Here is a 12,420-nt window from a genome sequence, read left to right as displayed (position 1 = left end):
GATCATGCTCGGGGGACCAGATTAGAAGCGCGCCTCGTATTCCTTGCTGATCCTGGCGAGTGCAGCCGCGTACTCGAGCTTCGTCGCCGCCTCGTTCATCCACTCGAACGGATACGGCGGCTGGTTGGACACGCGGTACTTCAGTAGCACAAATTCGTCGAAGTGCGGCTGCACCACCGTCATGAGCCGCTTCTCGGCCTCGCTCGCTTCCTGGATTGGATGCTTGTACTTTTTGCCGTCGGTCGGGAACTCGCGCGTCCCCTCGAACGACAGGTACTGGGGAGCGTAGTTGATCCCCACGAAGGCAACCGTGATTGCATTGCGATTGGAGCGTTTGAACTGAGCTGTCTGCCCTATCAAAGCGGTCTCAACGCGCTCGATCTGCTTCATCATCGCCTTTGCGAGGATCTTCGTCTCAGCACCGACCTCCACAGCCGCGATTTGACCCCGAGGAACGAGGAAGCCCGCGACCCCGACAACCGGCGTTCCGGGTACTACCTCTCCAAAGGTGCCATCCCCCCGCCGAGCCCTTTTGCCGACGGTCTTGTTCGCCGCATTGACGGCCGCACGCCCAGACTTGATCCGAGCGATTAGCTTCGGCGAGCGATCGAGCGCCAACAGGTCTTCGTAAAGAAAGGCCGCGACGTGGTCCCCGAGGTTGGCGTTCCGATGGAGGTACTTCTTGCCCTCGAAAACGCCGCGGAACGCGTTGAGCAGTTGGTATTCCACGTCACGCGCTCCGAGTCGTGGCAGCGGGACGCTTCGAGGCCGGGAGCTTGTACTCGACGTTCGCGCCGAGGGGCGCACTGTCCAGCCGCTTTTTGATGAGCTCCACGTACTTTGTCTCGATCTCTACTGAGATTGAGTTACGGCCCGCCTGCATTGCCGCGAGCGCGGTGGTGCCGGTCCCTGCAAAGGGATCCACGACCGTGTCGCCTGTGAAGCTGAACATGCGAATGAGACGGTTCGGGATTTCGAGCGGGTATGGGGCTGGGTGGTCGCGGCGGATCTGGCCCTTCACGTCGGACCATGCCGCACTGAACCACTTGCGGTACTCGTCCGTGGGGATGAAGCTCGCCTTCTCTTGCGCAGCGGTCGGCTTGCGGTATCCGCCGGGCTTTCGGAGGAAGAGAATGCTCTCGACGTCGTTCTTGACCACGCCATTGGGGAGGTTGGGCTTCCCAAGAAACACGCTCGAAGTCGACGCTTCCAGCTTGATGTTGGCGACTTTCATCCAGCGAATAGGGGTGAGGTTGTCAAACCCGATGCGGCGGGCGCGGACCTGAATGTCGGCAGAGAGCGGAAGAACATGGTGACGCCCGGCGCGCTTCCGTGAGAGGCAGACGTCCCCAACTACACAGCAGATGCGCCCGCCCGGGACCAGGATTCGGAGGCATTCGGCCCAGCACTTGTCCAACTCATCCAGGAACATTTCGTAGGACTGAATGTTCCCGAGTTGGTTCTGACCATCGGAGTAATGAATGAGCGCGGCATAGGGCGGCGACGTCACGACCAGGTGCACGCTCTCCGATGCGATAAAGGAGAGGTTGCGGGCATCCCCAAGATAGACGGCGTGCTTCGTGAGCATTAGCGGGCAGCTTAGCGCAGCCTGCCCGCATCCGCAACAGCCTGTCGGTTGCGCCCACCGGTCGGGTGGCACGGGCGGCGGTTCTCCTGTGCCACTGGCGGCTCGCCCGCCAGTGTGGGGGCCGCGGCTGCGCAGAAGAACACAAAGACCATTCGGGAGGCTTCGCCCAAGTGTGGCGTGAGAGCTCTCCGTTGTTCGAGGGGCGCTTGCGCCACACCAGCAGGTCGGCCGTTGACTTTGGCCGCGGGCTCGGCTCTGGGGCGTGTCCGGCGCTCCGCGTGTGCGCACGGCGGGCCCCGCGCAGCACGGAGGGGCCAGGGAGAGCCCGAGAGGGCCGGCCTTGAGGCCCTCTCGGTTGCGCGATGCCCGTGCGCCTTGACGCATGAGGCGCGCCCTGCGCTGCCGAAAGTCCCACGCGTGCAAAAGGGGCTCGCCGCCCCTCTTGCGACTCCCTGCCCGGACGAGCCCCGTTCGATACCCGCGCTTGCACGCACGGGATTGGAAGGCGTCGGCCGCTGGTAGACTCAAAGTGTGCACCGCCCGAAGGTGATCTGTTTCCGCCGCGTCCTGAAGCTGCTCGCGGGCGTGCTCGGCGGGATGTCCCTGCTCGGCACGCTCGCGACGCTGTCGTGGGAGCTGCGCTGGACGGCGCCCGACAACCAGTACCAGGTCGGCTTGCGCAATGGCCGTCTCATGCTGACAAGCCCGAACGGCGCCTGGGCGCGTGCGCACCCCGTCACGGACATCCCCTCCGGTCTCGTTGCGGAACGTGCTCGCTTCGGCCTTCGCTGGCCGCCGCACGACACGTTTCTCGCGAGCACCGGGGCCCCGTCGTGGCGCTGGGTCCGCGGGTGGGGCATCCCCACCTGGTACGGCCTCCTTGCGGCGGCGTCGATCGGCGTCGCCGCGTGGTGGCCCGAGCTCAGGGGAATGACGCCACGGCGACGTCGGCTTGCCGCCGGCGCGTGCGTTGCGTGCGGATACAGCCGCGCCGGGCTGCCCAAAGACGAATCCTGCCCCGAGTGCGGCAACCCGGCCCGGTGGAATCGATGAGAGCGGCTTGCGCGGTCACCGCGTGGAACCATCACCTTCGCAGAGCCGAAGGTGATGGCACGTCACGGAATGTGATGCCACCTGACGCAGCACTGAGTGGCCAGGGAGAGCCCGAGAGGGCCGGCCTTGAGGCCCTTTCGGAGGTGCGAGCCCGTGCGCACTTGGGCATAGAGCTCGCCTGGCTCGACAGAAGGTCCGCTCGTGCAGGAGGGGCTCCCCGCCCCTCTTGCGACTTCCTGCCCGGAGGGGCCTCGGCCAGGCGAGCGGACTTCACGCGTTGCGCACGATCAGATTGCACCAAGGACCGGCAACCGATCACAACGGGGTAGACTCCTATGAATGCCAGACGAAGTGGTTCATGAGCGGTGGGTGGGGAGCCTTCGGTCGTGCCTTGGCACACCGCTGCCGGATCGTGCCGAACTCACCGCGGAACAGACCGTGGCCCTGATCGTTGCGACCGCGAACGCATCGCACTTGTTGTTCCCTTCAGGCGGCGGCCTGAGCATCTATGAGGCCCGGGCACTCGAAAGAGACCACCTCTGGCTCAACACCGGAATCGAATACGTCCTTCGCCCGACCCGTGCCGAGTTCCACCGGATCGATGAGGACCTGGTGTGGTCATTTCTTTGGATTGAGGTCGCCGCACCGGAGCCTCGGGGTGCTGCCCACCCGCTCCCTGATTCTCCTCTCCTCGTGTGTTCGGAATACTCACTCTACCTCACATTGCCCGATGTATACGACGCCCGCCACGCCCACATGAGCAGCGCGGCGTTCCGGCGGTACGTTGAGGGATACAGCGCAAGTACCATCAGGAAGGGCTAGCCGCGCCTGGCGCCTGGCACGTGTTTGTGTCACTCGGGGCACGCCCTGCGCGTGTGAAGGTTCCGCGGGTGCAAAAGGGGCTCGCCGCCCCTCTTGCGACTCCCTGCCCGGAACCCGGTACGCTGCCCGTATGCCCGCACCATGGCAGCGGATGTACGTCGAGGTTTACGGCCTCAAGGGCTATGAGGGTCGGTGGGACGTCGGGCTCGCGCCGGGTGAGACGGTGTTCAACGAGCAGGTGCGGGACCGGATGCTCGCGAAGCTCCGCGCCGGGAACCCGCGATACCCCGACCATCATGTGGAGTGGATGGACGCGGGAACCGACCTGGTTTTCGGGTTCTTCTACGACGGCGCGCGGCCGCGTGGGCCGAAGGCGCCCTCTGACAGAGGCGGTCCCCCCACAAACGTCGGGCCATCGATCCGGACCGGCCGCCACCCATCCCCGTTGCGTACAGGCAGAAGCCTGAGTAGCGCACGGAGGAACTGCCCAGAGCGGTCGACCTCCATCTCAAACCCTCTCGGTGGCGCGATGCCGTGCGCCTTGACGCGCAGGGCGCGCCCTGGGCATAAGAAGTTCCGCGCGTGCAAAAGGGGCTTGCCGCCCCTCTTGCGACTCCCAGCCCGGAGGGCCGCGGGTTGTGTCTCCGGTTTGTGCGCGCACCCGCATCACGCCATCAGTTGCCGCTGGAAGCCGGCAACTGGCACCCGACGGCTATAGCACCCGGCACGAATCAGTTGTCCCACGGCGGACCACCGGTATGCTGGGGCCGGGAGGGACCGCATGCTGCGTCTGTCGTGTGTCGTTGCGTTGTGCATGCCCGGCGCGGGGGCGTTGGGGCAGGTCGCGTTTGATACGTTCAACGGCTCGCCGCTGCCGAGCACCTATTGGCTGGGCGGCGGCTCGCAGTTTCCGACGCGCCTGGCATGGCGGTTCACGGCCGCGACGGGCGGCGAGGTGGCGTCGGTGACGCTCGCGGCGTACAGAATCGCTGGCTCCACGACCCCGGCGACGGTCGTGCTCTACGCCGCGAACGGGACGCAGGTCGGCGCGAGCCTGGGCAGCGCGAGCGTGGCGCTGCCCTTCGGGCAGTTCTCCGCGCCGGTCACGGCGGCCGTGAGCGGGATCACCCTCGCGCCCGGGCAGGACTACTTCCTGTCGCTGCAGCTGCCGCAGTTCGCGGAGGCCCGGTGGCAGCTCTACGGTCCGCCGCAGTTGCCCGGCCCGCAGGCCGCGTGGATCGGGGCGGGGCCGTGGACGTACTTCGACCACCCGCAGGCGTACTACCCCGCGTTCCGCGTGACAGTGCCGGGGCCGGGGACGCTGGCGTTGGGCGTGGGCGTGCTGGGGGTGGTGGGAAGGCGTCGGCGTTCATAGTCGCGGGAGCCGGTGGTTGTAGGTGGAGTGGTTTGTGCGCGCACGCGTGTCGCGTTGTGGTGTAGGGCGTGATCGGGAGTGCCGCCCCTGCCGGGGCTCTGGACGGGCGCGTCCGCGACGCATTCGGGTACCCGGGGAGTCGTTGTCTCGACGATCGCCACCGGCGGGCCGCATTCACGATCAATCGTGAGTTTTCGTGGCGTGACCCGGGTCCTTGACGAGGATGCGCTCGGGCGGCTTCACCACGATGGGGAGTGTCGGGCGGCCGCACTCGGGGCACCGGCACCAGTCGCTCTGGAGCGGGTAGCGGCAGGCGGGGCACTCGGCGGGGACCGTCGGCGGCGGCTCGGGCGGCGCGGGGCGGCGGGAGCGGTGGCGGTAGACGATGTAGATCCAGAGGCCCCACACAACGCCCATGGGCAGGAAGATCTGCGCCCACATCCCAAGGGCTTCGAGGGAGGGGTTGCGCCAGAGGGCCATTACCAATACCGCAACGAGCCACGCGCCCAGCCCGAGGGCGGTGCGCTGGTAGTCGTTGAAGCGCGGGGGGCGCATGGGGGAAGTCTACCGAGCGAGGGTGATCCGCCATCCACCGGGAGGACCACCAAGATGAGGACATCTCGGTGGCACGTTGCGATCGACGCGCGGGACTACCACGGGGCCCTGTCGCGGTGCTTCACGTGGCACTCCTTGCAGGAGGCGCCGATCTGCTTGAAGGTGGCGGAGAGGGTGGCCTTGTGGGCGGCGGTGGTGCTGTCGGTGCTCGTGGCTGTGTGAGCGCGGGCAGTGGCGAGTTCGGTAAGCGTGTCCTCGAGGGTTTGAGCGCGGGCCTCGTCGGCCTTGAGCATGGCCGCGAAGTCGGCGGGCTTGTGGGCGGCCTCGTCGGAGGTCTGGAGCTGGCGGAAGAGGTCCACCATCCGCGCGGCCTCGGCGGCGGGGACGAGGTCGGGGTGGTCGGCGGGGGTCTGCCAGCCGGCGCGCTCGGCGTCGCTAAGGTGGTCGAAGACGTGGTCGAGCTCGACCATGGCGCGGACGAAGGTCGCGGGCCTGCTCACCTCGGGGAAGTCGGCGTTGACGGCCGCGAGGGCCTCGGGGCTCACGGGGCGCGAGTCCAGGGCGCACTGGTACAGGCCGGGGTAGGCGGGGCTGGTGCCGGAGACCTTCATGCGCTGCACGGCCGCTTCGGGGGTAGCCAGGCCCAGCGTGGCGATGGCGGCCGCGGCGGCGCCGGCACTGCGGTGCTTGCCGTGGTGGCAGTGGATGTAGACGGGGCCGACTCGCAGGGCGTCGCGCGTGGCGCGGGCGAGCTCGAGGCGGCGCTCGTCGTCGAAGCCGTTGTAGCCGATGGGCAGGTGGATGTAGCGCAGCCCGCGGGCCCGGGCCGCGGCCACGTCGGGCTCCATGGCGTCGACGCTGATGATGGTGCGGACGCCCAGGGCCTGGAGCGAGTCGAACCCGGCGTCACCCTCGGGCACGGAGCCGGAGTAGTAGTGGTCGTGGAAGGCGACGACGTTGTGGAGGCCGCGGTAGTCGCGGGGCGCGTTGTCATCGACGCCCGGCGCGGCCACTGTGGCGGCTGCGACGCCGGAAGCGGCCGCGGGCTTGGACCTGCACGCGGGGAGCACGACCAGGGCGGCGATGGCTGTGAGCACGCCCGCGCTGGCAACGGCAACGGGGGAGAGGCGCGTCAGGTTGGTGCGGCTGGGTGCGTCCATGCGGCGTTGGGACACTGAGAGGACACCGCAGAGTACGGCGTGTGCGGGGCCACGGTTCTGCGACCCGTCCCGACCGCGCCCGCTCAGCACGGCCCGCCGCCCAGGACCCTGAAGAAGCTCTCGATATCCGCGTCCGTGCCCCAGTCGCCGTCGGCGTTGAAGTCGGCCCCGCCCGCGTAGCACGTCTCGCAGCAGTTGCCGCCCAGGCACGCGAAGAAGGCCTCAATGTCGGCGTCCGTGCCGAGGTCGCCGTCTCCGTTGAAGTCCTGGTCACCGCAGGGGGGCGGGGGCGGCGTGCCGGCGTTGGGGTTGACGATCACCGCCGGCCCGGGCACGAAGCCGCCGCCGCCGGACTGGTTGACGGTCACGAGCTCGTCCAGGCCGCGGGCGTCCACGTTCGCGCTCAGCACGAACAGGGGGTCCTCGCCGCTGGGCTGCGCCGGCAGCTGCGAGAACACCAGCAGGCCGGAGCTGTCCAGGTCGTTCCGCAGCAGCCGCACCTGGCGCGTGCCGCCGGCGCCCTCGGCAATGACCGCCAGGTCGCTGTCGCCGTCACCCTCCAGATCAATGGACGCGAGGCTCGTTGCGCCAGCGGCCACCGGCAGCTCGACCGCGGGCAGCAACGCCGGGCCGCTGTCGGCCGTGCGGTTGAGGATGATCGACACCGAGCCGCCCTCCTGGTTGCTGGTGATGAAGTCGGTGCGGCCGTCGTTGTCCAGATCCGCCGTGCGCAGGTCGAACGTGCCCGCGCCCACGGGGATGGGCGGCAGCGGCCCCATGACCGAGTTGCCCACGTTGTGGAAGGGCATGACACTGCCGTCGCCCATCAGCAGGATGTCCATCCGCTTGTCGTTATCCAGGTCGGGCAGGCGGATCCGTCGCGGGGGCACCGGCAGCACGATCGGCGGCTGCAGTAGGAAGCTGTTGTTGAGCGGGTCCTGGTTGTTGAGCATGAGGCGCGCGGCGGGCGTGCTGCTCAGCGCCACCGCGATCGCGGGCAGCTCGAGCGGGTCGTTGAGCGCGGCGCTGGCGATCGCCACCGGGCTCACGCCCACGCTGTGCGTCTGCGTGCTGCCGAAGGTGCGGTCATTCAGGTGGTAGATCACGCTCACGCTGCTGCTGGCCTGGTTGGCGACGGCGAGGTCCAGGCCGCGCTGACCGTCGAAGTTGCAGACGGTGAGGGCGAGGGGGTTGATCCCGGTGGTGATCTGCGTGCTGGAGGCGAAGCCGTCCCAGTCGCCGTCGTTGTCCGCGTCACCGGCGTTGAAGAAGATGAAGGCGCTCCCGGGGCCGCCGCTGGGGGCGGGGATCGTGACAGCAAGGTCGATCAGGCCGTCGTTGTCCATGTCGGCAAGCACGGCGTCGGTCGCGGTGCCGGGCACGGGGAAGTCGACCGGGGCATCGAAGCCGATGCCACCCTGCAAGAGCCCGAACCCCAGGTCGGCGCCGCCGTCGTTGTACTCGATGCGCAGGTACTGGTTCGTGGGCAGACCCAGGGTGGTGACCAGGCGCGGCAGCAGCGCGACGTCGAAGGGCGCGGGCGTGCCGGGCGTGCTGATGAGCCGAAGCGGCTGGTCGAGCGCGAAGCCGGCAGGTGCGTGCACGATCAGGCCCCCGCCGATTCTGATCTGGTTGGGGGCGCCGTTGATCTCGATGCTGGCGTACTGGCCCGCGGCCGTGCCGTTGACACCGAGGATGATGTTGCCCGCGTAAGGGTTGGCGGGGTCGCTGGAGACCTGCTCGTAGGAGCCGTCGATGGTGAGGGGGGCCGTGCCCACGGTGGGCACGATGGTGCCGCGGTTGCGGACATCGCCGCTGACGGCGCCGTTGCCGGTCATGGTGCCGGCGGGATCGATGCGCAGCGGTCCGCCGCTGATGGACACCGTCGAGGTCGAATCGATGCGCAGCTCCGCGAACCCGGCGCCGCCGATCACGGCTCCGGCGGAGTTCTCAATCCATGATGCGCCGTTCTTGAGCTCCAGCAGCGCCGAAGAGCCGGGCTCCTGCGCGAAGATGATGTTGTTGGAGGTGGTGGTCAGCAGCTGTCCGGCATCGATGGTGAGGTGCGCGTGCCCGCCCTTGCCGAGGATGAAGTTGCTGTGCTCGCTGACCCAGGCGGAGCCGGGGCCGAGGATGCGGACCGTGCCGGAAGAGCCGGCGACCTCGCCGAGGATCACGTCGTCGGCGGGGTTGCCCTCGCTGGTAAGCAGGCCGGGCTTGGTGGCGTCGGGCAGGCCGCTCGCGAGAGTGCCGCCGACGGTGAGCGTGGCCTGACCGCGGTGGGCGATGACGAGGTCGGCGTTGAGGCCGCCGTAGGCGAGGGTGGAGGGGATGGAGGAGGCGCCGGTGATGGATGCGGTGGCGGAGGCGGTCTGCTGCGCTGCCAGCACAAGCGACTCCACCTGCGCCAGCGCGCGGGACTGAATGGTGAGCACGCCCGCGCCGGCGCCGCCGATCTGTGTGCGCCCGGAGGCCGTGAAGCGGGTGCGCTGGCCGTTGGTGGGGTTAGTGTCGCCGATGATGAGGGCTCCGCGCGAGCCGGTTTCGTTGGCGACGGTGGTGCTGCCGGCGCTCAGGCCACGGCGTGTGGTTGTCGAGCCGCCGGAGTTGGTGATGGTGAGTGCGGGACTGACCCCGGCGGGGGCGGTTCGCGAGATAAGCAGCGAGGGGTTGGGGTCGGCGATGGGCGCATCGAGAAAGAGGTCGCCGTTGAAGCTGCCCGACCTTGCGTTGAACGTGACCTGGTTGGCACTAACCTCCATCGAGTAGGCGTGCTGATCACTGGGGAGTTGAACAGAGTAGGAGTTGCTGCTGCCGCCGGCAGTGCTGTCGAACAGCACGCGGGTGTTGCTGTTGGGGAGCACGCTGTTGAGCCAGTTGGCCGCGAGCGTCCACTGGCCGCCGGCGGGGTTGGACCAGACCGTGGTGGAGAGGTTGTTCTCGTAGCAGCCGCGGTCGACGTGAGGTGCGGAGCCCGGGCCGGTGTTGGGAGCGTTGGGGTCGTCGACGAAGCGGGGCTGACGAGCGAGGTCGAATGGGAGGACCTCGGTCAGGTTCTGATCTCGGTCCATGTCTCCGATGTCGGGCGGCAGCGCTCCAAGAAATCCCGAGTCCAGCGCGGGTGAGCCGGCTTGAACGCGCAGGTCTCCATAGTCGTCGTCGGGGTCGCCCCAGCTTCCGTTAGGTCCCTTCGAGGGGGCACGGCGGAAGAGAGGGGCTCCGCCATGCGAGCCAGTGCCGGGCGTTGCGGCGGTCCTCTGATGATGGATTGTATAGTCGACTGACCATGCATACACGCCGCTAAGCACGCTGATGTTGGTGTGCTCGCTCTCGACGCCTGCGTTGGTGTTCCCGGTGACGATGCAGTTTTGAAGTGACAGCGTGTTCTGGGTGCCGTTGCCCGTCGCGCTGATGGCCCCGGGATACTGAGCGGGTTCAAGGCCCTCGTTCGCCACGATAGTGGAGTTGATCACACGAAGGGTGTTGACCGTCTCGAAAGCGCTGGATCCTGTGATAGAAGAGTGGTATCGAGCGGTGTTGCCCACGAACGCGCAGCCCGCGATAGTGGTGTTGCTGGCCCAAGCGAGCACATTGTGGTCGAGGGCGGACCTGTTCCCGTAGAACTCGGAGTTGTAGATCGACGCCTGCGACTGGTAAAGGAGGACAGCTCCAGCGACGTCTTCGGAGCGGTTGCGGATCAGCCGGCAGTTCTGAATGAGGATGCCGGTCTGAGAAGTGATGTACATCACACCCGCCCGATAGTCGGAGTGGTTCTCTTGAAATATGCAGCCATCGAACACCAGTCCATTGCCGCCGCTTCCCTGGAAGGCCGCCCCGTCCCATGCGTGGGTCTGATCCGGGGCGACCCGGTCGGTGCGGTTGTTGTGGAACGTGCAGTTCTCGAAACGCAAGCCTGTCGGACTGATCGCCTGCACGCCGGCGCCCGCATCGGCGACGTTGTCCCTGATCAGACAGTTCCGGATGGTCGCGCCGCCGCCATTGAGATAAATCCCGCCCCCGCCGATGTCGGCAATGCCTTCGCCGCCGTGCTCGATGATGAAGCCGTCGAGGATGGCGGAGGCCGCGAGGTTCTCACCGGTGACGACATGGTGGGCGTTGTCCGCGCGGTTGTAGAAGCCGACGTCGTCGCCCTGGAGGTCGCCCGAGAGGATGGTCTGGTGAGCGTTGAAGTCGCGCTGGTTGATCGTGGTCTCGGTTCCAGCGAATCCGCCGAACAGTGCGAGTCTGCTCCGCAACTGGAATGACGCGTTGCGATCTCCGCCCGGGGGGGCTGGTCTGTACGTTCCCGCGGCGACCCAGACCTCCCAGGGGTCGCGACAAGTTGATTGGGCGGACGCGCCGTTTGGGCTGCCCAGCGCATCCGCCCACGAGCGGCCACCCCCATTGCCGCCCGGCCGGACGTACAGACGGCGATGCGCTGAACCTGCGCCGCGCTCGGCTGCGCCCAGGTCGCTCAGCACCGTGCCGTTGGAATCTCCATCGTGCCAGCGGCTGTTCCCGAGCACGTCTGCAACCGTGCAGGGAGTCAGGTATGACTCGTCCGCGAGGTCGATGCACGGAGATGAGGGGGTCAGCGTGGGATCGTCATCGATGGTTCCGGCAACACCGTCCGGACCGTTGAGTGCCTGAAACAAAGGGTTGACGCTGATGTTATCTGTGCCGTACGTCGCCGTGCCGTTGTTGGCGGTCACCCCCGCGGCCCCATTCTGCACCAGCGAGCGGCGGACACTCACCGATCCGCCGGCGAAAGCATGAACCGGGGTCGCTGGTTCATTCCAGAAAATGCAGTTGCGGATGCTGACCAGCGAGCGGCGGTGGGCCCACACAGAGCTGGCGTAGTTGGATGGCGGAGTGAATGTCTGCCCGGAGAACGTGCACCCGACGATGTTGGCCGTGACCTGCACGGCCGGCGCGGCATGACTGGTCCCCACGACGAGGATGGCCGAGCCGCCGTCCCGCCCATAGTTGCCTGAGAAAAAACAGCTCTCGATGGTCGCCGCGAGAAGGGTGTTGGTGCCGAAGTACTCACCGACGCAGACGGCGCCCGTATCCCACATGCCGTGGTTGCCTACGAATGTGCAGCCCGTCACTTCCGGAGTTCCCGGTTGACCCAGGAAAATCGCGCCGCCCGAGTTGGCAGCACGGTTGCCGATGAAAGTGCAGCGATGAATCACCGGGCTGCCGCCGCCCCTGGTGGTAAGGCCGCCGCCGTCGGAGTCGGGCTGGGGGGTTCCCCCTCCATAAGGAAGCGTGGCCTGGCCGCCCCGGATCAGGAAACCCTCTATCCGAGCTGTGTTATCCACGCCGCCCGCGGTGACGACGTGGTAGGAGTTGTCGTCGCGTGTGGGATCCGTCACCGGGCCCACGTCATTGCGGCCCAGGTCACCGCTGAGGGTGGTGGTGTTTAGGCGCGGATTGGCCTGGGTGGCTGCTGACTCGTTTCCGGCGAAACCGCCGAGGAGGGTCACACCATTGAGCATGGAAAACGACGTTGATCGAGGGGCACCGGGTGGGCCGGGGAAGTAGGTGCCAGTAGCGACCCAAATCTGAATATTGCGACTGACCGCGGGGACGGCCGCCGCGGCGCTAATGGCCGATTGCAGGTCGTTGTACGCCGTCGCCCAGCTCTGCCCGTTCCCACCAGCAGGCGCGTTGGCGCGAACGTAAACGATGCTCTGCGCAAGAGCGGGCGCGGACCAGGCGCACATCAACCACACGGCCAGCATGACCCAGCGGAATCGGTTCAGCATTGTTCTCCCCCGTCTTGGACTCGAACGGGCAGCGTAGCAGGCCGAGAGGAAAACTCCTAACTGTTTGAAAGTCGTCCGGGGCGGCGGACAACCGAG

General features: G+C 67.4%; 8 protein-coding genes. 3 read left to right on the top strand and 5 right to left on the bottom strand.

The window, feature by feature from the left end:
• Positions 1–21: 21 nt before the first annotated feature.
• Both VD997_12160 and VD997_12155 read right to left on the bottom strand, forming a co-directional pair.
• Positions 22–729, bottom strand: coding sequence for a hypothetical protein (locus VD997_12160; GenBank protein HYE62740.1), 708 nt, complete (start codon positions 727–729; stop codon positions 22–24).
• Between the two features lies 1 nt (position 730).
• Entirely contained in the window at positions 731–1,588 is an 858-nt protein-coding gene (locus VD997_12155) for a site-specific DNA-methyltransferase (protein HYE62739.1), read from the bottom strand.
• 531 nt (positions 1,589–2,119) lie between these two features.
• On the opposite strand from VD997_12155, the gene VD997_12150 reads away from it, so the two are divergent.
• From VD997_12150 to VD997_12140, 3 genes are all read left to right on the top strand, one after another.
• Complete coding sequence (locus VD997_12150) at positions 2,120–2,641, top strand: hypothetical protein (protein ID HYE62738.1); 522 nt, start codon at positions 2,120–2,122, stop codon at positions 2,639–2,641.
• Positions 2,642–2,980: 339 nt separating this feature from the next.
• Positions 2,981–3,463 (top strand): hypothetical protein, encoded by a 483-nt coding sequence (locus VD997_12145; GenBank protein ID HYE62737.1) that lies wholly within the window; start codon positions 2,981–2,983, stop codon positions 3,461–3,463.
• A 781-nt stretch (positions 3,464–4,244) separates the two neighbouring features.
• Positions 4,245–4,838 carry a hypothetical protein gene (locus VD997_12140; GenBank protein ID HYE62736.1) on the top strand — a complete coding sequence of 198 codons (594 nt, stop codon included), beginning with the start codon at positions 4,245–4,247 and terminating at the stop codon, positions 4,836–4,838.
• A 180-nt stretch (positions 4,839–5,018) separates the two neighbouring features.
• Here the strand turns inward: VD997_12140 and VD997_12135 are convergent, their stop codons facing one another.
• The 3 genes from VD997_12135 to VD997_12125 all read right to left on the bottom strand — a co-directional run bounded on the left by VD997_12135 (position 5,019) and on the right by VD997_12125 (position 12,324).
• On the bottom strand, positions 5,019–5,393 hold the full coding sequence (locus VD997_12135; GenBank protein ID HYE62735.1) for a hypothetical protein: 375 nt from the start codon (positions 5,391–5,393) through the stop codon (positions 5,019–5,021).
• A gap of 95 nt (positions 5,394–5,488) precedes the next feature.
• Complete coding sequence (locus VD997_12130) at positions 5,489–6,553, bottom strand: hypothetical protein (GenBank protein ID HYE62734.1); 1,065 nt, start codon at positions 6,551–6,553, stop codon at positions 5,489–5,491.
• 83 nt (positions 6,554–6,636) lie between these two features.
• Entirely contained in the window at positions 6,637–12,324 is a 5,688-nt protein-coding gene (locus VD997_12125) for an FG-GAP-like repeat-containing protein (GenBank protein HYE62733.1), read from the bottom strand.
• Positions 12,325–12,420: the final 96 nt, after the last annotated feature.

This window comes from Phycisphaerales bacterium, from assembly GCA_035627955.1.
Classification (GTDB): Bacteria; Planctomycetota; Phycisphaerae; order Phycisphaerales; family UBA1924; genus JAEYTB01.
Note: the sequence above shows the minus strand (reverse complement) of the source record. Positions and strands in the feature narration are given on the sequence as shown.